Source organism: Rhodococcus coprophilus NBRC 100603 (genome assembly GCF_001895045.1).
Lineage (GTDB): Bacteria > Actinomycetota > Actinomycetes > Mycobacteriales > Mycobacteriaceae > Rhodococcus > Rhodococcus coprophilus.
In genome coordinates this window covers 254,969-277,848 of the sequence record NZ_BDAM01000010.1, presented here as the reverse complement: position 1 = coordinate 277,848, position 22,880 = coordinate 254,969, and the positions used below count along the sequence as shown (strand labels likewise).

The 22,880-nt window shown below is 66.5% G+C and carries 21 protein-coding genes; 9 read left to right on the top strand and 12 right to left on the bottom strand.

Annotated elements, in window-relative coordinates; translation table 11 throughout:
- The first annotated feature begins 29 nt into the window (after nt 1-29).
- Both RDCOP1_RS17805 and RDCOP1_RS17800 read left to right on the top strand, forming a co-directional pair.
- Complete coding sequence (locus RDCOP1_RS17805) at nt 30-1,457, top strand: aldehyde dehydrogenase family protein (protein ID WP_072703364.1); 1,428 nt, start codon at nt 30-32, stop codon at nt 1,455-1,457.
- A 46-nt stretch (nt 1,458-1,503) separates the two neighbouring features.
- Nucleotides 1,504-2,619: an NDMA-dependent alcohol dehydrogenase gene (locus RDCOP1_RS17800; protein WP_072703361.1), complete on the top strand. Its 1,116-nt coding sequence runs from the start codon at nt 1,504-1,506 to the stop codon at nt 2,617-2,619.
- Nucleotides 2,620-2,738: 119 nt separating this feature from the next.
- Here RDCOP1_RS17800 and RDCOP1_RS17795 read toward each other — a convergent pair whose 3' ends face one another.
- Nucleotides 2,739-4,574: an acyl-CoA dehydrogenase gene (locus RDCOP1_RS17795; protein ID WP_072703358.1), complete on the bottom strand. Its 1,836-nt coding sequence runs from the start codon at nt 4,572-4,574 to the stop codon at nt 2,739-2,741.
- A 96-nt stretch (nt 4,575-4,670) separates the two neighbouring features.
- Nucleotides 4,671-5,279: an SAM-dependent methyltransferase gene (locus tag RDCOP1_RS17790; RefSeq protein ID WP_072703355.1), complete on the bottom strand. Its 609-nt coding sequence runs from the start codon at nt 5,277-5,279 to the stop codon at nt 4,671-4,673.
- 164 nt (nt 5,280-5,443) lie between these two features.
- On the opposite strand from RDCOP1_RS17790, the gene RDCOP1_RS17785 reads away from it, so the two are divergent.
- Both RDCOP1_RS17785 and RDCOP1_RS17780 read left to right on the top strand, forming a co-directional pair.
- Nucleotides 5,444-6,466 (top strand): beta-ketoacyl-ACP synthase III, encoded by a 1,023-nt coding sequence (locus RDCOP1_RS17785; RefSeq protein WP_072703352.1) that lies wholly within the window; start codon nt 5,444-5,446, stop codon nt 6,464-6,466.
- A 3-nt stretch (nt 6,467-6,469) separates the two neighbouring features.
- The gene (locus RDCOP1_RS17780; RefSeq protein WP_072703349.1) at nt 6,470-7,186 is read left to right on the top strand and encodes an HNH endonuclease family protein; all 717 of its coding nucleotides are present in this window, start codon (nt 6,470-6,472) and stop codon (nt 7,184-7,186) included.
- 45 nt (nt 7,187-7,231) lie between these two features.
- Here the strand turns inward: RDCOP1_RS17780 and RDCOP1_RS17775 are convergent, their stop codons facing one another.
- On the bottom strand, nt 7,232-8,578 hold the full coding sequence (locus tag RDCOP1_RS17775) for a cytochrome P450 (RefSeq protein ID WP_072703346.1): 1,347 nt from the start codon (nt 8,576-8,578) through the stop codon (nt 7,232-7,234).
- A 117-nt stretch (nt 8,579-8,695) separates the two neighbouring features.
- A complete protein-coding gene (locus tag RDCOP1_RS17770) occupies nt 8,696-9,430 on the bottom strand; it encodes an SDR family oxidoreductase (protein WP_072703343.1) in 735 nt (244 codons plus the stop codon).
- A 131-nt stretch (nt 9,431-9,561) separates the two neighbouring features.
- On the opposite strand from RDCOP1_RS17770, the gene RDCOP1_RS17765 reads away from it, so the two are divergent.
- Nucleotides 9,562-10,473 (top strand): alpha/beta fold hydrolase, encoded by a 912-nt coding sequence (locus RDCOP1_RS17765; protein WP_084722701.1) that lies wholly within the window; start codon nt 9,562-9,564, stop codon nt 10,471-10,473.
- Nucleotides 10,474-10,489: 16 nt separating this feature from the next.
- On the opposite strand, the gene aroD is transcribed toward RDCOP1_RS17765, so the two are convergent.
- The 4 genes from aroD to RDCOP1_RS17745 form a co-directional block, all read right to left on the bottom strand.
- On the bottom strand, nt 10,490-11,263 hold the full coding sequence (aroD, locus tag RDCOP1_RS17760) for a type I 3-dehydroquinate dehydratase (protein ID WP_072703337.1): 774 nt from the start codon (nt 11,261-11,263) through the stop codon (nt 10,490-10,492).
- Nucleotides 11,264-11,381: 118 nt separating this feature from the next.
- Complete coding sequence (locus tag RDCOP1_RS17755) at nt 11,382-13,049, bottom strand: MDR family MFS transporter (protein WP_072703334.1); 1,668 nt, start codon at nt 13,047-13,049, stop codon at nt 11,382-11,384.
- On the bottom strand, nt 13,046-13,678 hold the full coding sequence (locus tag RDCOP1_RS17750) for a TetR/AcrR family transcriptional regulator (protein WP_084722686.1): 633 nt from the start codon (nt 13,676-13,678) through the stop codon (nt 13,046-13,048). The genes RDCOP1_RS17755 and RDCOP1_RS17750 overlap by 4 nt, the downstream gene beginning before the upstream one ends.
- A 92-nt stretch (nt 13,679-13,770) precedes the next feature.
- Nucleotides 13,771-14,094, bottom strand: a complete 324-nt coding sequence (locus tag RDCOP1_RS17745) for a hypothetical protein (protein ID WP_072703332.1) — start codon at nt 14,092-14,094, stop codon at nt 13,771-13,773.
- A gap of 163 nt (nt 14,095-14,257) precedes the next feature.
- On the opposite strand from RDCOP1_RS17745, the gene RDCOP1_RS17740 reads away from it, so the two are divergent.
- Complete coding sequence (locus RDCOP1_RS17740; RefSeq protein WP_072703328.1) at nt 14,258-15,847, top strand: hypothetical protein; 1,590 nt, start codon at nt 14,258-14,260, stop codon at nt 15,845-15,847.
- Between the two features lie 3 nt (nt 15,848-15,850).
- Here RDCOP1_RS17740 and RDCOP1_RS17735 read toward each other — a convergent pair whose 3' ends face one another.
- From RDCOP1_RS17735 to RDCOP1_RS17725, 3 genes are all read right to left on the bottom strand, one after another.
- Complete coding sequence (locus tag RDCOP1_RS17735; RefSeq protein ID WP_072703325.1) at nt 15,851-16,231, bottom strand: hypothetical protein; 381 nt, start codon at nt 16,229-16,231, stop codon at nt 15,851-15,853.
- A gap of 64 nt (nt 16,232-16,295) precedes the next feature.
- Nucleotides 16,296-19,742 (bottom strand): bifunctional proline dehydrogenase/L-glutamate gamma-semialdehyde dehydrogenase, encoded by a 3,447-nt coding sequence (locus tag RDCOP1_RS17730; RefSeq protein WP_072703322.1) that lies wholly within the window; start codon nt 19,740-19,742, stop codon nt 16,296-16,298.
- 60 nt (nt 19,743-19,802) lie between these two features.
- Nucleotides 19,803-20,210, bottom strand: coding sequence for a hypothetical protein (locus RDCOP1_RS17725; RefSeq protein WP_072703320.1), 408 nt, complete (start codon nt 20,208-20,210; stop codon nt 19,803-19,805).
- Between RDCOP1_RS17725 and RDCOP1_RS21560 the strand changes: the two genes are divergently transcribed.
- Both RDCOP1_RS21560 and RDCOP1_RS17720 read left to right on the top strand, forming a co-directional pair.
- Nucleotides 20,196-20,348: a hypothetical protein gene (locus RDCOP1_RS21560; RefSeq protein WP_169848925.1), complete on the top strand. Its 153-nt coding sequence runs from the start codon at nt 20,196-20,198 to the stop codon at nt 20,346-20,348. The genes RDCOP1_RS17725 and RDCOP1_RS21560 overlap by 15 nt on opposite strands.
- A 20-nt stretch (nt 20,349-20,368) precedes the next feature.
- Nucleotides 20,369-21,214 (top strand): DUF1206 domain-containing protein, encoded by an 846-nt coding sequence (locus tag RDCOP1_RS17720; protein ID WP_072703838.1) that lies wholly within the window; start codon nt 20,369-20,371, stop codon nt 21,212-21,214.
- A 116-nt stretch (nt 21,215-21,330) separates the two neighbouring features.
- Here the strand turns inward: RDCOP1_RS17720 and RDCOP1_RS17715 are convergent, their stop codons facing one another.
- Entirely contained in the window at nt 21,331-21,786 is a 456-nt protein-coding gene (locus RDCOP1_RS17715; protein WP_072703317.1) for a tellurite resistance TerB family protein, read from the bottom strand.
- A gap of 136 nt (nt 21,787-21,922) precedes the next feature.
- Here RDCOP1_RS17715 and RDCOP1_RS17710 point away from each other — a divergent pair, with 136 nt between their 5' ends.
- On the top strand, nt 21,923-22,861 hold the full coding sequence (locus tag RDCOP1_RS17710; RefSeq protein WP_072703313.1) for a zinc-binding dehydrogenase: 939 nt from the start codon (nt 21,923-21,925) through the stop codon (nt 22,859-22,861).
- Nucleotides 22,862-22,880: the final 19 nt, after the last annotated feature.

Sequence of the window (22,880 nt, the reverse complement as noted above, 5' to 3'; positions counted from 1 at the left end):
AGTGTGACCCCGGTCATAACCTCGGCCACATGACCACACACACCGACGCGGGACTCGCGGCCGACCAGATTCTCGCGGGCCAGCTGGCAGAGTTCCGCACCCGGCGGACGAGCTCCGCAGACGAACGCCGAGCCCGCATCCAGCGGGTGATCGACATGCTCGCTCGCTGCGACGAACTGGTCGAGGCGATCGACGCCGATTTCGGCGGGCGTCACCCGGGATACTCGACCGTCAACGACGTGCTCGGCTCTCTGACTGCGCTGAAGTACTCGCGCGATCACATCGACGAGTGGATGCAGCCGGAGCAGCGGTCGGTGTTCTCGCCCTACGACCAGCTCGGCGCGACCGCCGCGGTGCACTATCAGCCGAAGGGCTCGGTAGCGATCATCGGGACGTGGAACGCACCGGTGTTCACGCTCATGAGTCCCCTCGCCGGTGTGCTGGCGGCCGGCAACCGCGCCGTACTCAAGCCGTCCGAGGTCGTCCCGCGTACCGCGCAGGTGCTGGCCGAAGCGGCGGCAGAGTTTCTCGACCCCACCGACGTCGCCGTCGTCACCGGCGGACCCGACGTCGCGCAGTCCCTGACGTCGCTGCCGTTCGACCACATCGTGTTCACGGGTGGGGTGGCAGCGGGCCGCTCGGTGCTCGAGAATGCCGCACGCAATCTCGTTCCGGTCACCTTGGAGCTGGGCGGCAAGTCGCCCACGATCATCGGCCGCTCCGCAGACCTCGACACTGCGGCCTTCCGCATCGCGGTTGCCAAGGCCACCAACGGTGGACAGCTCTGCGTCAACCCCGACACCGTGTACGTTCCCTCGGAAGCCCTGGAGTCGTTCCTTTCGGCGGTCGCGCGCTCCTACGAGGAACTGCTGCCCACCGCGGCCGGCAACCCGGACGTGATCGCCGTCGTCGCCGACCGGCACGCCGCTCGGGTCGACGAATATGTCAGAGAGGCAGCAGATCTCGGTGCGCGTGTCGTCGTCGTTCCCGACGAGCCGATCAGCACCACCGAGCGCCGACGGCCACTGCGTCTGGTGCTCGACCCACCGGAATCGGCGGCGATCTCGCAGGAGGAGATCTTCGGACCGGCCATGGTGGTTCGGACGTACGACGATCTCGATCAGGTTCTCGGACGTATCAATGCCGGACCGAAGCCGTTGGCGCTGTACTACTTCGGCCGGGATTCCGAGGAGCAGCGCGCGGTGATCGAGGGCACCACTTCCGGTGGCGTCACGATCAACGACGCGATGATGCACGCGGGGATGCTCGACGCGCCGTTCGGCGGCGTCGGAGGATCCGGTATGGGCCACTACAACGGACGTGAAGGTTTCCTCGAATTCAGCCATGCCCGCACGGTTTTCGAGTCGCCTGAGCACGATCCGCGTCGCGAGTGGGGAATGTTGCCGCCGTACGGTGAGGGATACCGCGCCGCGATGACCGCCCAGATCGCTCCCTGACGACCGGCCGCTCTCACCACGAATCCCCCGAAACCGAGGAGAACCCATGAAGACTCGCGGCGCGATCATCCGCAACACACCCGGTACCTACGAAATCGCCGACCTCGAGTTGGACGAGCCCCGCCACGGCGAACTGATGGTCCGGATGGTGGCGGCTGGGCTCTGCCATTCCGACGACCACATCGCCACCGGTGATCACGCGGTGGGCAGTTACCCGATCTGCGGTGGCCACGAGGGCGCCGGTGTCGTGGTGCAGGTCGGACCCGGCACCACGGGCTGGAGCGAGGGCGACCACGTGGTGTTCTCGTTCCTGGCTGCCTGCGGTCGGTGCCGCTGGTGCGCCAAGGGCCTGCAGAATCTGTGCGACCGGGGTGCCGCCATCATGACGGGCAGTCGCCCGGACGACCCGACGAGTTTCCGTCTGAGTCTGGACGGCGTCGACGTCGCACAGACGTGCGGGCTCTCGACGTTCAGTGAATACACCACGGTCAGTGTCGATTCGGCGATCAAGGTCGACAAGAGCCTTCCCCTCGACAAGCTCTGCCTTCTCGGCTGCGGCGTCGGTACGGGCTGGGGCGCGGCGGTCAACTCCGCCGAGGTGTATCCCGGCCAGACCGTCATCGTGCAGGGCATCGGCGGAATCGGAATCAACGCCGTGCAGGGTGCGGCGCACGCCGGGGCGGCCCACATCATCGCCGTCGACCCGGTGCCGTTCAAGCGCGAGAGCGCCCTGCGGTTCGGCGCGACCCACGCGGTCTCGGACATGGCGGAAGCCACCGAGATCGCTCGCTCGTACACCAACGGGCAGGGTGCCGATTCCGCCATCGTGACGGTCGGTGTGACGACGGGTGAGCACATCGCGGAGGCGTTCTCGTCGATCCGGAAGGCCGGTACCTGTGTGGTGACCGGTCTCGGGAAGATGACGGACTTCGGAATCCCCATCAGCGCGCTGGAATTGGTGCTCTACCAGAAGCGGCTGCAGGGCTCGCTGTTCGGCGCCTTCGCACCCACCGCCGACATCCCCTGGATGATCGACCTCTACACCTCCGGCAAGCTCATGCTCGACGAGCTGGTGACCTCGACCTACAAGCTCGACGACATCGCCCAGGGCTTCACCGACATGCACGAGGGCAGGAATCTGCGCGGAGTCGTGCTCTTCTGATCCGAGTACGACGAAACGGCAGTGCTGAGAACGACATTGCCGAGAACGACAGTGGCTCCCGCCGGTATCGGCGGGAGCCACTGTCGTGTCATGTTGTGTCCCCGGGTGTTACGCGAGGATCAGAATGCGGCTTCGTCGAGCTCCATGATGTCGAGATCGACATTGGTGACGATGTTGCGCGACGTGGTCAGCTGCGGCAGAACGTTCTTGGCGAAGAACGACGCTGCGGCGACCTTGCCTTCGTAGAAGGCCTTGTCCTTGGCGTCCGGTCCGGCGTCGAGTGCGGTGAGCGCGATCTCGGCGTGCTCGAGCAGCAGCCAGCCGATCATCAGGTCGCCGAACGACTCGAGGAAGCGGACCGAACCGAGGCCGACCTTGTACAGCTCGGTGGGCTGCTCCTGCGCACCCATGAGGAACTGGGTGAGCGACGCGACCATGGCCTGCGTGTCGTCGAGGGCGGTGGCGAGCAGTGCGCGCTCCGCCTTCAGACGGTTGTCGCCGTTCTCGCGCTCGAGGAACTTCTTGACCTGGCCGGCGACGTGGGCGAGGGCGACACCGCGATCGCGGGCGATCTTGCGGAAGAAGAAGTCCTGCGCCTGGATGGCGGTGGTGCCCTCGTACAGCGAGTCGATCTTGGCGTCGCGGATGTACTGCTCGATCGGGTAGTCCTGGAGGAAGCCCGAGCCACCGAAGGTCTGCAGCGAGTCGGTCAGGTACTGGTAGGCCCGCTCGGAGCCACAGCCCTTGACGACCGGCAGGAGCAGATCGTTGATGCGGTGTGCGAGGCCGGCGTCGGCGCCGGAAACCTGCTCGGCGACGGCGTCGTCCTGGTGTGCGGCCGTGTAGAGGTACACGGCGCGCAGACCCTCCGAGTAGGCCTTCTGCATCCCGAGCGAACGACGCACGTCCGGGTGGTGCAGGATCGACACGCGCGGAGCGGTCTTGTCGGACATCTGGGTCAGGTCTGCGCCCTGGATGCGGTCCTTGGCGTAGGCCAGCGCGTTCTGGTAGCCGGTCGAGAGCGTGGCGATGGCCTTGGTGCCGACCATCATGCGAGCGTGCTCGATGACGTCGAACATCTGCGCGATGCCGTTGTGGACCTCACCGACGAGCCAGCCCTTGGCCGGGACGCCGTGGCCACCGAAGGTGAGCTCGCAGGTCGCGGAGGCCTTGAGGCCCATCTTGTGCTCGACGTTGGTGACGAACACGCCGTTGCGGTCGCCCATCTCGCCCTTCTCGAAGTCGAAGTGGAACTTCGGGACGAAGAACAGCGACAGACCCTTGGTGCCGGGCCCGGCACCCTCGGGACGGGCGAGAACGAGGTGGAAGATGTTCTCGAAGAGGTCGTCGGAGTCGGCGGACGTGATGAAGCGCTTGACGCCCTCGATGTGCCACGAGCCGTCGTCCTGCTTGATCGCCTTGGTGCGTCCCGCGCCGACGTCGGATCCGGCGTCGGGCTCGGTGAGCACCATGGTGGCACCCCAGCCGCGCTCGACGCAGGTGGCCGCCCACTGCTTCTGCTCGTCGGTGCCGTTCTCGAACAGCACCCCGGCGAAGGCGGGGCCGGCTGCGTACATGAATGCGGCGGGCTGTGCGCCGAGCATCATCTCGTTGACCGCCCACAGGAGCGCGCGCGGCGATTCGGTGCCGCCGAGTTCCTCGGGGATGCCCATGGACCAGTAGCCGGCATCCCACCACGCCCGGAACGCCTTCTTGAAGCCCTCGGGGATGGACACCGAGTGGGTCTCCGGGTCGAACACCGGGGGAGTGCGGTCGGTTTCTGCGAAGGCCTCGGCAGCGGGGCCCTCGGCAAGCGCCTTGACCTCGGAAAGGATGCCGCGCGAGGTCTCCTCGTCGAGGTCGCCGAACGCGCCGGATTCGAGGACCTTTTGAATCTGCAGGAACTCGAAGAGGTTGAACTCGAGGTCGCGGAGGTTGCTCTTGTAATGGCCCATGTCTTCTGTCTCCCGGGGTGTGGTGCGGTCCAGTTGGATCAAGTACCGCCCAAGTTATTACTCGTCGGTAACATCTCCATGTTACTCGTCGGGCAACTAACTTCCAAGACTGACTTTTCGCGCTACAACCAACGCGTCGACAGCGGTTCCCGACTCTGTTTTGCGGTGCCTGCGTTCCGCGATCTCGATATCGAGGCGACCGTCGATATCGGACACGATATCTGTTGGGGTGTAAAGGATTTCGGGATCCTTGGGTCCGCCCGTTCCGTGCTGGAGATTTGTCCGGTCGTGCCCGAGAAATATGAGGATTCCATCAGGTTTCAGTGAATTGATCGCTTTGTCGACGAGGGCTCTGCGTTGCGCCGGAGGGAAGTGCAGGAATATGGAGAGAATCAGGTCATAATCCCCGTCGAACGTGTCCGAGATCACATTTGATTGCAGGTATCGAAGCCGGTCACGGGATCTCTTCGGTGCCTGCGCCGCGATCCGGCGGGCCTTGTCCAGGGCGACCTCCGAGAAATCGGTGCCCACCACCTCCCAGCCGCGCGTCGCGAGCCACAACGAGTGGCGGCCCTCCCCGCAGCCGAGGTCGAGGGCGCGACCGTGCGGCAGCGACGCCGCGAACTCCACCACCACCGGGTTGGGCGGAGCGCCCCACACCATTTCCGACGCCGCGTATCGCTCGTCCCAGTCCTGTGCGTCCATACCGGGCACGGTAGCGCTCACCGCCTCCACCGGCCCCGACGACCGGGTGGCAGCACGTGGTGTGGCCTGCATGGACCCCCTGCTGTGACATTTCCGTAACCCGCGCTAACGTGTCTCGATGCGGCGCACTGATGAGCAGTGCCCGAGGAGGAGGAATTCGCCTGATGGGTGCACAGATCGCCGTCCCCGCAACGCTGAGGAACAGCGCACTTCTCGGGTTGGGTGTGCACAGGCCCGAGCGGGTCGTCACCAATGCGGAGATCTGTGAGCAGATCGATTCGAGCGACGAGTGGATCCAGTCGCGCTCCGGTATCAAGGAGCGCCGCTTCGCCAAGCCGCACCCCGAAGAGACGATCGTCGACATGTCCGTCAGCGCTTCCGAGAAGGCGCTCGACGCCGCCGGATTGACCGGCGCGCAGATCGACACCGTGATCATCGCGACGTCCACCTACGGCTTCCAGACGCCGCAGGCAGCCGCGCTCGTCGCCGACCGCCTCGGCACCGGCGGTGCCTCGGCCCTCGACCTCCAGGCCGGCTGCGCAGGCTTCTGCTACGCGCTGGGCGTCGCATCCGATCTGGTGCGCGCCGGTACGGCGGAGAAGGTGCTCGTCGTGGGCGTCGAGCGCATGAGCGATGCCACCGAGCCCACCGACCGCTCCGTGCGATTCATCTTCGGTGACGGCGCCGGTGCAGTGGTCGTCGGTGCGTCCGACGAGGTCGGCGTGGGCTCCACGGTGTGGGGATCCGACGGCTCGCAGGGCAACGCGATCCGCCAGGAGCCGGACTGGGTGGACTTCGCCCAGAACCCGCAGCAGAAGCGTCCGTGGATCATCATGGAGGGCACGGCGGTCTTCCGCTGGGCAGCCTTCGAGATGAGCAAGTACGCCCGCCAGATCGCCGAGAAGTCGGGTGTCGCTCTCGCCGATCTCGACGCCTTCGTGCCGCACCAGGCGAACCTGCGCATCAACGACGTCATCGTCAAGCAGCTCGAGCTTCCCGAGTCCGTGCAGGTCGCCGACGACATCATCGAGACCGGTAACACCTCGGCCGCGTCCATCCCGCTGGCCATGGAGAAGATGCTGCGCACCGGCCAGGTTCAGCCGGGCGACACCGCTCTTCTCCTCGCGTTCGGTGCCGGTCTGTCCTATGCCGGCCAGATTGTGAAGATGCCTCCGCTGGCGCAGTAGTTCATGGCCGGTGCAGCAAAGCCGTCGATCCCTCGATGGCTGTGGATTCTGTGCTTCATCGCGGTCTCGATCGCGGTCGTCGTCCTCGAACCCGTCGTCACCGACGAGTCCGGGGCAGCGGAGCAGCCGGGGGTTGCCACGGGAGGCAACCCTACGGCCGCTCTCGCTTCGCTCGCAGCGCTGCCGGTGCGTGCCGCCGATCCGCAGGACGGTTACAGTCGTGACCTCTTCGGGCCGGCCTGGACCGACAACGTCTCGGTCGGGTTCGGCCGCAACGGTTGCGACACCCGCAACGACATCCTCAAGCGCGACCTCGTCGACATCTCGCTCGAACCGGCGACGAAGGAATGCACCGTCCGGACGGGCACCCTGCGCGACGCGTACACCAACCTGGAAATCTTCTTCCGGCGCGGCAGCGATACGTCCACCGCGGTCCAGATCGACCACATCGTGGCGTTGTCCGATGCGTGGAAGAAGGGCGCCCGCTACCTGGACGACCAGGAGCGACGCAACCTGGCCAACGATCCGCGCAACCTGCAGGCGGTCGACGGGCGCACCAACCAGGCCAAGGGCGACTCCGACGCCTCCTCCTGGTTGCCGCCGAACCCCGGCTATCACTGCGACTACGTGGCGCGGCAGGTCGAGGTGAAGGTCGAGTACCGCCTGTGGGTCACTCCGGCAGAACACGCGGCGATGTCTCGCGTTCTGGCCTCGTGCTGAAACCTCGCCGCGACGCCGCGGAAGCCGGAGTGGGTCGCCGGGCGGCTAGCGGGCTCGGAGGTCGATCGGTCCGCCGTCGTCCGGGTACGGCAGTGACGTGAAGTTCATCGGCGCCACGTAGTCGGCCGGTACGTCCCACTCGTACCGCAGCAGCAGGTGGTGGAGCACCGTCTTGATCTCCGCGCCCGAGAAATGCTGCCCGAGGCAGCGGTGCACCCCTCCGCCGAAGGGTGTCCATGCGTGTGGATGCACGCGGTCCTCCCGGCGTTCGGGGGAGAAGCGCTCAGGATCGAAACGTTCGGGATCGGGCCACAACTCGGCCATGTGGTGGCTGTAGTGCACACCGACGTTCACGAGCGTGCCCTTGGGGATGAAGTGCCCGAGGATCTCCGTGTCGGTTCCTGCCCGGCGCACCACGCCTGGGACGGGCGTGACCAGACGCTGGCATTCCTTGATGACCAGGTCCAGTGACGTCAGTTCGTCGAGCTGCGCGAAGCCGGGGGTCGGAGTCCCGAGCGCTTCGGATTCTGCGCGACACCGCTGCTGCCACTCGGGGAACTGCCCGAGGTACTGCATCGCCGTCGACAACGTGATCGTCGAGGTGTCGTGCGCCGCCATCATCAGGAAGATCATGTGGTTGACGACATCGTCGTCCGAGAACCGTTCTCCGTCTTCGGATTCCACGTGGCAGAAGACGGAGAAGATGTCGTTGCCCTCCGTCGCCCGTCGTGCGGGTAGGTACCGGCGGAAGAACGCCTCGAGCCGCTTGCGCCCCTGGATTCCCCTGCGCCACCTTGTGCCCGGCAGCGGGTAACGGACGATCGCCGTCGCCGCCTGCACGCACCCGATGAAAGCGCGGTTGACCTCGTGCATCTCCCGAGCCGACGACCCCTCGGCGCCGCCCATGAAGATTTCGGTGGCGAGGCTCAGGGTGAGTTCCTTGATCGCGGGGTAGGCGCGGAAGCCGTCCCCCGGCACCCACGTGTCGAGGGTCCGCTCGATCGACGGGTGCATCGCGTCGGTGTAGAGCGCGAGACGGTCGCGAGTGAATGCCTTCGCCATGATCCGGCGGTGCGCGGTGTGCTCGTCACCGTCCATCAGCATCAGGCCGCGATCGAAGAACGGACCGATCAGCGCGCGCCATCCGGGGCCGCTCTGCAGGGCGCGATCGCGGTTCTGGAGTGCGGCACCGACGGCGTCCGGTCCGATGAGCACCACCCAGGGCCGGCCGGCGAACCGGAACCACGACACCGGGCCGTGTTGCTGGAAGCGCTTGTCGTAGGCCTTGATCGGATCCCGCATGTAGTCCAGTGCGTATCCGATGTACGGGAGGCCGCTGTCGCCGGGGACGGGTTCCAGGCCGGGTGGCGGGGGAGCGAGCATCTTCGTCACGGGACACATCTCCGTCGGTCGCATCTGACTCTGTATGTAGTCAGATTACTGTAATCCACGTCACAAGGACGACGAAAGGTTCGAGCGGAGTTGCACGACCGACGCGGCCGCGGGCGCTCAACCGGCCTGGTCGGAGGGGCGGAGAAGGATTTCGTTGATGGTCAGATGACGGGGGCGGGTGAGCGCGAAGACGATCACCTCCGCGATGTCGGGTGGCTCGACCGTGGCGGCGTCGTAACCCTCCTGCACGACCTGCCGGGTCGCGTGGTGGGTGATGTGGGTCGGCAACTCGGTGTCGACGATTCCGGGCTCGATCAGCGTCACGCGTACATCGGGGTGCAGTTCCTGGCGGAGTGATTCGGACCAGCCGTTGAGTCCCCACTTCGTGGCGGCGTAGACGCCGTTGGTGGGGCGGGCGGTACGTCCGGCAACCGAGGAGATGTTGACGAGGTCCCCGCCACCGTCGCGAAGCTGATCGAGGAAGACCTCGGTGGTCGTGATGGCCCCGAGCAGGTTGACCTCGATCATCCGGCGGTAGTCGTCGTGAAACTTCGGCGAGAACGGTCCCAGCAGCATGACGCCCGCGTTGTTGATCAGGACGTCGGCGCCGCCGAATTCTTCCTGCACCCGCTGAGCAGCGGCGACGAGGGAATCGCGATCGGTCACGTCGGCCCGGATCGCGAGCGCACCGCTGCCCAGGTCGGCCGCGAGGGCTTCGATCCGGTCGAGGCGGCGAGCCAGCAGCGCGACGCGGAAGCCCGCGCCGGCGAGGCCACGTGCGGTCGCCGCACCGATGCCGGACGACGCGCCGGTCACCACCGCCACCCTGCCCGAGTTCGAGGATTCGGTCATGAATCGGTCCCTTCGTGGGTGATGCTTCCATCAGACCACCGTCCGAGCGCCGGGGTCTGCGAAATCGCGTGGTCCACCGCTTACCGCGTCGGGGATATACGCGACCGGCGACACATGCCATGCTGACGCGCATGGACGTCGAAAGACCGAAGCTCGAAGGTACGGTCGCGGTCGGAAACGGCCGCCGCCTCGGTTTCGCCGAATTCGGCTCGGCACAGGGACGCGCGGTGTTCTGGCTGCACGGCACACCGGGAGCGCGCCGCCAGATCCCTGTCGAGGCCCGCGCCTTCGCCGAGCGCGAAGACATCCGGCTGATCGGGATCGACCGGCCGGGAATCGGGTCGTCGACCCCGCACCTGTACGAGAACGTCCTCGCGTTCACCGACGACCTGGAGATCATCGCCGACACCCTGGGCGTCGATCGGATGGCGGTCGTCGGCTTGTCCGGCGGTGGTCCCTTCACACTCGCCTCCGCGTACGCGCTCCAGGATCGGGTGGTCGCGGCCGCGGTGCTCGGCGGCGTTGCCCCGGTGGTCGGTCCGGAGGCGATCAGCAGTCCGCTGATGCGACTGGGAACGTTCGTCGCGCCGGTCCTTCAGGTGGCGGGCGCCCCGATCGGTACCGCACTGAGCGCCGGTATCCGGCTGGTTCGGCCACTGGGGTCGCCGATCATCGACCTCTACGGGCGTCTGTCGCCGGAGGCCGACCGCCGTCTGCTCGCGAGGCCGGAGTTCAAAGCGATGTTCCTCGACGACCTGCTCAACGGCAGCCGCCGCCGAATTGCCGCGCCGTTCGCGGACATCGTGGTCTTCACCCGCGACTGGGGTTTTCGCGTGTCGGACGTGAAGGTGCCGGTGCGATGGTGGCACGGCGACAGCGACCACATCATTCCGTTCGAACACGGCCTGCACATGGTGGATCTGCTGCCCGACGCGGAGTTCCATCATCTGCCGGGCGAGAGTCATCTCGCCGGTCTCGGCGCCGCCCAGGAGATTCTGACGACGGTGCTGAAACTGTGGGACGACGCGGAGGCCGGCCGGTAGAGGTGCCGGACGGCGCCTACCGCGACCGCTCGAGGACGTCGAGCACCGCGCGCAGTTCCGAGGCGTCGACCTGCCCGGGCGCGGACGCCGCTCCCACCATGCCGAAGGTCGCGGCGGAACCGAAGACCTGGCCGGCGATCCGTGAGATCACGCCGAGCCCGCCCATCGACATCGTGATCAGCGGACGGTCCGCGTGGCTCTCGTGCATGATGCGCGTCGCGTCGAGCAGGGTGAGCACGTCAGCGGGGGTTCGCGGCATCACCGCGATCTTGCAGATGTCCGCTCCGAGTGCCTGCATCGCGCGCAACCGCGAAACGATCTCTTCCTTCGCGGGGGTGCCGTCGAAATCGTGGTTGGACGCCACCACCGCGACGTTCCGGGCGTGGGCCGCCGCAACGATCCGCTCGACCGCGCGTTCGTCCCTGCGGTACTCGACGTCGACCAGATCCACGACGCCGCTCTCTGCGAGGGCGACGACGAGGTCGGCGTAGGCGTCATCCTCGATCGTGGCCTCGCCGCCCTCGTGGGACGTGCGGCATGTCGCGAGCAACGGCCTGCCGCCGAGGCGGGCGGCGAGGGTGCGGGCCTGATCTGTCACCGCGGGCGTGTCGTCGAGCGCAGCCAGGAAGTCCACTCGCCATTCCACGATGTCCACCGGGCGACCCGACAACGCGTCGACCTGAGTGCGCAGTTCGTCGGGGGTGCGGCCCGTGACGGACACGATGATCTTGGGTGCGCCCTCGCCGATCGTGACGTCCTTGACGCGGACCGGCGTGATGATCCGACCCATGAGCGTGCCGCCTCCCGTTGCCCGGCCGTCCCCTCGACGTGCCTGTTGCGTTCATTCGATCACGCGCGGTTCACCGCGCTCCGGAGACCTCGATCCCCTCGGCGCGTGGAACCGGCCGCTACGCGTTGTCGGACCCCGGCGGTTCCGTCCGATCACCGGTCACCACGACGGTGTCGTGCCCGGCATCGTCTTCGGTGGAGCGCTCCAGTGGTGCGACGCGCGCAGCCGCATCCTTCGCGCTGATCGCCTCACCGCGCGCGACCATGCCTGCCTCGTCGGAAAGCGGGATCTCCTTCAGGAAGCAGGCCAGGACGATGGCGATGGCGAGGAACGGAATGAGGTACCAGAACACGGGTGCGAGGGAGTCTGCGTACGCGTCGACGACGCCCTGCCGGACCTCCTCGGGCAGCGCCTTCATGATCGCGGGATCGAGGGTCGCGGTGGCCTGACCGGCCTGCTCGGAGTCGGCGCCCGCGGCGGTGAACACCTCGGTGAGCTTCACCGAGAGCTGGTTGGTGAAGATCGTGCCGAAAATTGCGACACCCAGCGCGGCGCCGACCTCACGGAAATAGTTGTTCGAGCTCGTGGCGGTACCGATCTCGTCGACGGGGACGGCATTCTGCACGACGAGGATGACGACCTGCATGATCAGGCCGAGACCGAGACCGAAGACGAACAGCATCGAGCAGATCACCCACAGCGGTGTGCTGCCCTGCAACGTGGTCAGCCACAGCATCGCGAGCGCGGTGATCGTGGCACCGGCGATCGGATACATCTTGTAGCGCTGCGTCTTGGTGATCGCGAGGCCCGAGCCGATCGAGGTGATCAGGAGGCCGACCATCATGGGTAGCAGCAGCAGACCCGATACTGCCGCTGAGGTGCCGGACGACATCTGCAGGAACGTGGGCATGAACGCGAGAGCCGCGAACATACCGAGGCCGAGCACGAAACCGATGGCCGTGGCGTTGACGAAGATCGAATTGCGGAACAGCGACAGCGGGATGATCGGGTCCTGCGCACGCGATTCGACGAGTACGAACAGGCATGCCGCGACGAGCAGGCCGATACCGAACGCCCAGGTGAGAGGGTCGCTCCAGCCACGATCCGCGTCGCCGCCGAAATCGGTGAAGAAGATCAGGCAGGTCGTCGCGATCGACAGAGTGACCACGCCGGCCACATCGATGCGCTTGGTCGGCTTCTTCGTCGGCAGCGTCAGCATGAACCACGAGATCAGGAGCGCGATGATGCCGACGGGAATGTTGATGTAGAAGCACCACTCCCACGTCAGGTGGTCGACGAAGAATCCGCCGAGCAGCGGGCCACCCACGGCAGAGAGGCCGAAGATCGCGCCGAGCGGACCCATGTACTTGCCGCGTTCGCTGGCCGGAACGATGTCCGCGATGATGGCCTGAGACAGGATCATCAGCCCGCCGCCACCGGCTCCCTGGAGTGCGCGAAAGACCACGAACGTCCAGAAGTCGTCGGTGAAGGCGCATCCCGCCGACGCGAGCGTGAAGATCGCGATAGCGATCATGAACAGGTACCGCCGGCCGAAGACGTCGCCGAACTTGCCGTAGATCGGCATCACGATGGTGGTGGCGAGCAGATATGCGGTGGTGATCCACGCCTGGTGCTCGACGCCGCCGAGCTGGCCCACGATGGTGGGCATCGCGGTGGAGACGATCGTCTGGTCGAGGCTCGCCAGCAACATGCCGGCGATCAGGGCCGAGAAGATGATCCAGATTCGGCGCTGGGAGAGAACCAAGGGTTCTGCGGTAGTGGTCACCGTGTTCCTGTCGGGTCGTATTCCTGGTGATGGAACTGGAGGTCGAGACGACGTTCGAGCAACCGCCGGGCGCACCCGATGTCGCGCTCGAGCAGGTCGCCGAGGGGCGGGCTGTCGGCCGTGCGGAAGTACTCGTCGACGGCGTCGTGGACGAGACCGAGGACCAACCGCACGGTGACCCGGACGAAAGCATCGTCGGGTGACATCCCCTCGCGCCGAGCGATCAGTTCGGCGAAATCCTGCTGGTGGGACGCGCCGAGCGATACCAATCGTGCGAGCAACTGGGGTTCGCTGCGCACGATGGCGCAGCGGAGCCGGTGCTCCTCCTGCGTGAAATCGTTGCGTTCGAACACGGTCACGGCGAGTCGTGCGAGATCGCGCAGGAGAGTGGACGAGGGGCCGGGTCCGGCTTCGTCGCCTCCCGCGACGAACGCGGCGCGGTCTGCCGGGGTGAGAGCGGCCGGCGGGTTGCCGAGCACCGCGTCTTCTTTCGAGGCGAAATAGTTGAAGAAGGTCCGCCGTGACACTCCGACGTGTTCGCAGAGTTCCTCGACGGTGAACCCGGCAAGTCCGCGCCGGGCAGTCAGGGTGCGTGCGTGTTCGACGAGCGCCGCGCGTGTGCGCTGCATACGGCGGGTCCGGGCACTGCCCCCCGAAGAAATTGCACTCTCAGCCACGGAGTGCAGTTCTACCACCTGCTGCCGGTGGACGCACTCGGGCGTTATTCGAGCCAGGAACGAACCGGCGGTTTGACCCACATGATCTTCTCGTCGGGATGCGTGCGGGTCGCCGCCGGATGGTCGGGGTGCTGTTGCGCCCACGCGGTCTTCTCGTCCAGCAACTGCGCCACGACGGCCCACGTCTCCATCGTGCGCGGCGGATGGCTGTCGGCGGCCCGCGCCAGCCGCCTGCGGGTGTCGTCCGACATCGCAAGCACCTCTGCTCCGGTGACGCCGCGGTTCCAGGTGTACCGCGCGAGCGCAAGCGCCTTCTCCCGGCGATTCTTCTCCGCGCGATCGGTGTGGGCGAAGTCGGCGCTGGTCATCCGCCCCTCCTGCTTCCTGTGTCGGTGGCCCGAAGGCCGCGATGTTTCCGTCCCGGTCTGCATATTCTCGTATTCTCGCGCACCGCCGACACTCCACGCGTCCTTGACAGGCGTCACCTGCGAGGCCCACGCTCGATGGGACGACACACCGAGGGGGTGGCCTGTGTCCACGCCGAGTGCGCTTCCGGAAGGGACGCCGAAAGCTGTTGTGGAACAGGCCGGAGCAGCGCCACGCGCACCGGTCTTCGATCCGACGGTCGGAATCGGCGTCGACCGATCCGGGTTCCACGGAGTTCCCGCACACCGCCTCGTCGCCATCGGCGACTCTCTGCTCCAGGGTTTCCAGAGCGGTGCGGTCTACCGGACGGAGGTGTCCGTTCCTGCCGTGCTCGCGTACGAACTCGGGATCCTGCCGACCTTCCGGTATCCACGTTTCGGCGGGCCGGGCGGGCTTCCCCTCAACATCGAACTGTTGTTGCGCCGGCTCGAAGACCGATACGGGCGGCGTCTCGACGTGTGGGAACTCCCGACCGCGCTGTTCACCGTGCGCGAGTTCATGGACGAGGTGGAGGACTACTGGGAGCGCGGGCCGGGCTCCCAGACACCGATGGTCGCGGGCTACAACCACAACCTCTCGTGTTACGGCTGGGACCTGCGGGACGCGCTCGAGAAGACCGCGGCGCAGTGCGAAACCGCGCTCAGGGCCCCGCGCGACAACCTCGTCGACCAGATCGTCGAGAACAACGGCGAGCGCGCGGCCCTTCGTGTGTATCCGCACTGGGACGAGCAGCGTCGGCACGAGACCTTGTTCGAAGCTGCGCGTGCTCTCGGCGCCGAGCACGACGCCGGTACCGATTCCGGGATCGAGACACTGGTGGTGTTCCTCGGCGCCAACAATGCGTTGCGTGCCGCGACCGAACTGCGGGTCGCGTGGAGCGGTGACGACTTCCGTGGGCCCGGGCGTGCGCGCGCCTACACCGTCTGGACACCCGAGCACTTCGACGCGGAGTTCGCCGAAGTCGTTGCGCGGCTGCGCACTATCGAGGCGCGGCACGTCATTCTGTGTACCGTCCCACACGTCACCATCGCTCCGATAGCCCGGGGGATCGGCACGAAATCGGGGTCCCCGTACTTTTCGTACTACACCCGGCCCTGGATCGACGAACGCCGCTTCGACCCCGCCCGCGACGAGCACCTGACCGGTGCCCAGGCGCAGGCTGTCGACACCGCGATCGACCTCTACAACATCACCATCACGCGCGCGGTCGCCGACGGGCGACGGGACGGACTCGACTGGTATCTGCTCGATGCGGCGGGGATCCTCGACCGGCTGGCCGCCCGCCGCTACGTCGATGATGTCGCGGCGCGTCCGGAATGGTGGACCCCCTACCCGTTGCCCCCTGTGCTGGCCGAACTCCGTCCCGTTCCGGACACACGCTTCCTCGCCGCAGACGGAAAGGGTGGGCGCGCCGCCGGTGGTCTGTTCTCACTGGACGGCGTGCACCCGACGACCGTGGCCTACGGCATCCTCGCGCAGGAGATCGCCGACATCATGGTGCGTGCCGGCGTGGAGTTCCGGCACCCGAGTGGTGCGGTGCGTGAGGGCCGCGTCGAGGTGGACTTCGACCGATTGCTCCGGAACGACACCTTGGTGCAGGTGCCTCCGCAGAACCTCGACTCGTCGCTTTCCGTTCTCGGCTGGGCGGACCAGGTTCTCGATCTGTTCCGGATCGGGTGGACTCTGCGGCTCTGATCGTCAGGTCAGGTTCACAACGTGTTCCTGGGCCGCGAAAGCAGCCTGTAACTTGGTGCGCGACAAACCTTTCGGGCCACAAGCGCATCCGGACGGAATGTCGTCGTCTTCGAATTGCGTCGCCTCGAGGGTGTCGACGAACTCGGAGTTGAGCTTGTCGCCGTGGTGGCCGGTCGATTCACGGTCGCGATTGCCACGTCCGCCCGGGCCGCTCTTGGACACGACCACCGGCCCCTCGGAAGTCGGGTATACAGCCGCGATGGTGTGTCCGGCGGGACACCGGACCTTCAGAGCTGCCTTTTCCGTCCGATTTGGACCGAGTTCCTTCACAGCGGCCAACGCCAGTTTCCGGCGTTCGGTCGGGGATGTCGTGGCGATGTCCATGTTCCTATTGCACCTCAGTTCGAGTCGTTCCACACGGCTTCGGGGTAAACGGGGAGGGCTGATCTCAGATGATCTCGTCGGTGAGGTGGTGGAGGGTCCCGAATCTGTGGGCGGTGATCGAGACCGACTGTTCGCGCAGGAAGGGGAGCATTTCCACGCGCCCCGACTCGGTGACGGGATGGTCCCATAGGGCCAGGTCGCAGCGACTTCCGAGACGTTCGGCAACGGCGTGCGGGTCGCCGCCGATCATCCGGACGCGCATCGGACCGGCCGACGAGATCCGGTCCGTCCACTCCCCGTCGCTTTCGATGACGCATTTGTCCACCATGCCTTCCGTCGCGGACAGGACGGCGCGCGGAATCGCAAGAGCCGAGGACACTTCCACGCGTGCACCGGCGCGTGCCGCAGCGCCGAGCACCCTGACGAGATCCACGGGACGGCCGTCTTCTCCGAGGCGGATGCAGACCCGTGCCGGAAGATAACGGAACAGGTTCCGTTCCACGACGAGGTCGCTGACATCTCTCGCGACACCGAACTCCGTTCCCCAGGCGTGCGCGTCGTCGGCGAAGCACCTGTGCAGCATTTCCGACTCGGGTCCGATCCATTCCCGCGCGGCGGCGAGGATCCCGCGCGTGAGCGTGCCGACGTCTGTATCGCCGTCGTCTGTATCCCGGATATCCGTGTGACGCTGCGACTCCCATGTTCCGAAGCCGAACAGATAATTGGGGCCGCCGGCCTTGAATCCCGAGCCGACCGACGACTTCTTCCATCCGCCAAACGGCTGCCGGCGCACGACAGCACCGGTGATCCCGCGATCGACGTACACGTTCCCGGCTTCGACGCGCTCCAGCCAGTGGGCGATCTCGGGGGTGTCGAGGGAGTGCAGCCCTGCCGTCAGCCCGTATTCGACCTCGTTCTGGATGTCGACGGCCTCGTCCAGATCGGCCGCGGTCATGATCCCCAGAACGGGTCCGAAGAATTCGACGAGGTGGGTGCGGGACCGGCGCTGCACCCCGACACGCACCCCCGGAGTCCACAGCGTGCCCTCGTCGTCGAGCCGTCGCGGTTCCGTCAACCAGGACTCGCCCGGCTCGAGGGTGGTGAGTGCGTCGAGCAGCTTCTCCCGTGCGGGTTCGATCAACGGCCCCATCCGGGTGCGCGGGTCGTGCGCCGGTCCGACGGTCAGCGACGTGACGGCGTCCACCAGCTGGTTCCGGAAGCGCCGCGACGACGCCATCGACCCGACGAGCACGACCAGCGACGCCGCCGAGCACTTCTGTCCGGCGTGACCGAACGCGGACTGCACGATGTCGCGCACCGCCGCATCGGGATCGGCGCTCGGCATCACTACGATCGCGTTCTTCCCGCTCGTCTCCGCCATCAACGGAAGTCCCGGACGGAACGACCGGAACTTCTCGGCCGTTTCGTACGAGCCGGTGAGCACCACCCGATCGACCCGGGGATCGGCGATCAACTGCTTGCCGAGGGACCGTTCCTCGAGATGGACGAGACGCAGCACGTCGCGCGGCACCCCGGCCTCCCACAGTGTCTCCGCGAGGACCGAGCCGCATCGCGCGGTGAGCGCCGCGGGTTTGAGCACGACTGCCGACCCCGCCGCCAGCGCCGCCAGCGTCGACCCCGCCGGAATCGCCACCGGAAAGTTCCAGGGCGGCGTGACCACGGTCAGCGCGGACGGCAGGAAGCGCGCTCCGTCCACCGTCGCGAGATCGCGCGCCCGGCCGGCGTAGTACCGCGCGAAGTCGACGGCTTCGGAGACTTCGGGATCGGCTTCGTCGAGAGTCTTGCCGCCCTCGGCGGCCATGATCTCCAGGAGGTCGGCGCGGCGGACCTCGAGGTTCCAGGCCACGCGTTCGAGCACTTCTGCTCTGTCCGCGGCACTGCGTGCGCCCCAACGGCGTCCGGCCTGCACCGCGGTGCCCACGATGTCGTCGAGCTGGTCCGTCGATCGCACCGTGTGTGCCCGGACGAGGTCCGAACCCAGACAGGAGGCGGGAACCCGGGCGAGGATCGCGCGGCCCCAGGCCAGATTCTGTGGCAGCGACGGATCGGTATCCGCTGCGTTGGCGAAATCCTGCCTGGCCTCCGGCTCCGGAGTCTCGTTGCGATTCTGCCGCCGGTTCGGCGGGGGAATCTCGTCGTCGAGCCCGGCGACGGAGTCCCTGAACCGCTGGGCTTCGCGCTCGAACAGTGACGGATCGTCGCGCAGGTCGAACAGCGCCGACATGTAGTTGTCCCGGCCCGCGCCTTCTTCGAGTCTGCGCACCAGATACGCCAGCGCGACGTCGAACTCTTCCGGGTGGACCACCGGTGTGTAGAGCAGCAGGTTGCCGACGTGACGGCGCACCACCTCTGCCTGGTTCTGGGCCATGCCCAGCAGCATCTCGAAGTCGACACCGTGGCGTACGCCGCGCCGGCCCGCCAGCAACCAGGCGTAGGCGATGTCGAAGAGATTGTGCCCGGCTACCCCGATCCGGACGTTTTCGATCCGTTCGGGGGTGAGCGCGTAATGGAGCAACCGTTTGTAGTTCGTATCGGTGTCCAGCTTCGTGTTCCAGGTGGCGAGCGGCCAACCACGCAGCGACGCCTCCACGCGCTCCATCGGCAGATTCGCGCCCTTGACCACGCGAACCTTGACGGGAGCGCCGCCACGAGCCCGTCGCGCCGCTGCCCAGTCCTCGAGCCGGATCAACGCGCCGAGCGCGTCGGGAAGATAGGCCTGGATCACGATTCCGGCCTCGAGGTGCAGGAACTCGGGCAGATCCAGCAGTCTCGTGAACACCGCGATGGTCGGTTCGAGGTCGCGGTATTCCTCCATGTCCAGATTGATGAACTTCGGTGTGGCCGACTGCGCGGCCAGCCGATACAGCGGCGTGAGTCTCTCCGCGATGTCGGCGACGGCCTCGTCGAAGGCCCACGCGGCGTGCGGGGCGCTGGCGGCGGAGACCTTGATCGACACGTAGTCCACGTCGTCGCGCGCAAGCAGCGTTCGCGTGCCCTCGAAGCGCCGCGCGGCTTCCTCCTCGCCGAGCACCGCCTCTCCCAGCAGGTTGAGGTTCAGCCTCACGTGACGACGCCGGATCGCGGCGAGCGCACGCCCGAGACGTTCGTCGCTCGCATCGACGAGAAGGTGCCCCACCATCGCCCGGAGTGCGCGACGCGCAACGGGGACGACCAGATTCGGAAACTCGGGACCGAGTGCGCCTCCGGCCCGCAGCGCGAGCCGGAGCGGCCGGGGGAGGAAGGACGGGACATTCCGGGACAGTTCGGCCAGATTCCGCGCCGCGACCAGCGGATCCTCCGGCCGGATCACCCCGTCGACGAAGCGCACGGTGAAGTCGAGTCCGTGCGGATCCCTCAACACTCCGGCGAGTTGGCGTCCCGCGCGGTCGGGGGACGACGCGGCGGACTCCTCGAGCCAACGGCGGGCGAGGACGACCGCATCATCCGCGATCTCCCGAGGTGGATACGGTGCGTGCGCGCTCTCCGTCATCGCTGCACTCCGATCATCAACCGTCCCACCGATGACACGGGACGGTCCGGCTCCGGGCGACTAGCGCTTGCGGAGTCCGTCGAGCATCAGGGTCAATCCGCCGCCCAGCATCCAGACGTCCTTGGCGAGCGCCAGGCCGTCCTGAGTGGGGCGCGGGTCCCCTTCCTCGTGCATGCCAGGGATTTTCCAGTACATCGTGACCATGCCGCCCCCGAAGGCCGCCAACGCCGCGCCCGCCAGGAAGGACGGAACGATGGGGGTCAGTAGCGCTGCACCGATCCCGATTTCGGCGGTCGACAACGCTGTACCGAAGGTTGCCGGGCGCCACTGCTTCACGAAGGGGAACGCCTGCGCGGCCATACCCTGCAGTGCTTCCGCATTCTCCGCGGGAAGATTCCGTTTACCCAGACCCGAATTGAGGATGAACGCGCCCGTGGCAACTCGGAGCGGGATATGAGCGATGCGCACGACGAACCTCCGGGGTCGGTTTCGATGCTTCTGGCCAATCTACCGACCGCGCGCGGAATGCGTTTGATCTCCGGGACCTTCGGGCATACCGGACAGGACAACGAGCGCAGGTTGATGAGCATCGGGTGGGCGAGCTGAGCCGGCCGCGCGATGCCTGGATGATGGGTGGACAAGTGACGGGGCATATCTCGACATCGAGTGGATCTTCGGTAACGGGGCGACTCTCCCGGAGTCAGTGGTTCGAGCGGCTCGCCCGTGCGGGTTACGTCGCTAGTGGGCTGGTCCACCTGCTGGTGGGCTACCTCGCGATCCGCGTCGCCCTGGGAAGCAACGAGGAAGCATCCCAATCGGGCGCTCTGGCCGAAATCGCGGCCAAGCCCGGAGGCAAGTTCCTGCTGTCGGTCCTGTGCTTCGTGCTCTTCGTGCTGGCCTTGTGGCGTCTCGCCGAAGGTGTGCTCGGCAGGGCGGCACACTCGTCGACGGAGAGCGCCGACAAGAAGGACGAGACATTCGACCGGGTCAAGGCCATCGGCACCTCTTTCGTGTACTTCAGCCTGGCCTTCACGGCTTTCGGTTTCGCGCGGGGTAGCGGCAATTCGAGCGGTGACAAGAGCACCGGGATCACCGCACGTCTTCTCGAATCCGGCGGCGGAAAGGTCCTGCTGGTCGTTGCGGCTCTCGTGATCATCGGTGTCGGCATCTACCACATCCACAAGGGTGCAAAGAAGAAGTTCGTCGAAGACCTCAAGGGCAACACGAGTTCGCTCGTCCGCGGACTCGGGATGGCCGGCTACATCGCCAAGGGCGTCGCTGTCACCGTGATCGGTGGCCTCGTGATCGCCGCCGTGTTCCAGGCCGATCCGGAGAAGGCTTCCGGTCTCGACGCCGCACTGAAGACCCTCGGCGCACAGCCGTTCGGCGTGTTCCTGCTCATCGCGGTGGGCCTGGGGCTGATCATGTACGGGCTCTACAGCTTCGTTCGGGCACGCGACGCCAAGATGTGACGCCTGCCGCGACCGACGCCGCCACGAACAAGAACGCTCGACCGGATCGGACCCGGTCGAGCGTTCTTCTTGTGTGCGCGCGGGCTCGCGGCGGCGTATCCGCGGGTGTACCGCGGTCAGAGGTCGAATTCTGCCGGGTTGATGCCGACGGCATGAGCGGCACCCCGCACTGCTGCCTTCTCGTGATCGTCGAAGAACCCGTCGGCACCGCCGATGATGATTCCGATCTGAATCACGGCACGCGCTTGATCCTGCTTCGCCTTGAGCTTCGCGATAGTGGCCGTGGCCTCCACCTTCCCGAAGTCGAAGTCGGACTCGAGCTTGCTGCAGTACCAGTCGAACTTTTCCCGAAGTTCCTCCGGCGGGAACACCGACAGCACGTCGTTGCTCATGATGAGCGCGGCAGTCTTCTGCCGCTCGCTCGGGTCGATGCTGCCGTCTGCAGCCGCGATCAGCGCGCACATGGCCATGCTCGCGTTCGCGAACTCCTTGTTGCGGAACTGATCGGTCTTGGTCTTGAGCTGAGAGCTCATTTCGGTGGTCTTGGCTTTGAGCTGATCCCAGAACGCCATTGTTGCCTTTCATAGATGAAACCGTCGAAGTCCACTCTGCCATCACTGCGAAGGTCCCTGCTCCAGCGAGCGGATGTCTACGGTGGAAAGGAACCGGGCGTACAGCCCCGGCTCAATCCAACGGAGAGGTGTAGCAATGAGGGCATGGCAGTTCGAAGGATCCGGTAAACCGATCGCGTTGAACGAGGTGCCGGAACCGACGCCGGGTCCCGGAGAGGTCGTCATCGACGTCAAGGCTTCGGGCTTGTGTCACAGCGACCTCATGTACATGGAGATCGGGGAAGGGACCATGCCGTTCCTGCCGATGACCCAGGGGCACGAGAATGCCGGTGTCATCAGCGCCATCGGTGAAGGCGTCGAGGGGTGGAAGGTCGGCGACGTCGTGGGCGTCTGTTCGTCCGGAGTGCGCCCGCCGCTCGGAATGTTCACGCCGGGGGGTTTCGCCGACAAGCTCGTCGCCGACGCTCGTGATCTTGCTCGTGTGCCGGAGGGGCTCGACCTGTCGCTGGCGGCCCTTGCGACCGATGCAGGGATGACTTCCTATCACGCGATGATCAAGGTCGGCCACGCGACCACCGGGATGAAAGTCGGTGTCATCGGGTACGGGGGATTGGGCCAGATCGGTACTCGCGCTGCGGTACTCGCGGGCGCCGAGGTGCATGTCGCCGAAACGAAGGAATCCGTGTGGGATCTCGCCCGGGAGGCAGGCGTCGCCGATGTCGTGCGCGACGCATCCGAATGGGCCGGCCAGGGTTTCGATCTCGTAGTCGACTACGCGGGCTTCGACACAACGCAGAAGGCTGTCGACGCCGTGAAACGAGGGACCGGAACGGTCGTCCAGGTCGGTCTGGGACTCCCGACCTTCACCATCCAGTCCTCGTCGATTCTCGGCAAGACCATCGTCGGTTCGCTGGGAGGCACGGTTCAGGACATCGAAGAGGTGTTCGGGCTGCTGCTCGATCGTGAAATCGAACCGGCCTACACGGACATCGCGTTCGAGGAGATCGGGGCGGGCCTGGAACGGCTGCGTCGTAACGAGGTTGCCGGCCGCCTGGTCGCACGCTTCGGCGACTGAACTCCATGACGGTCGACGC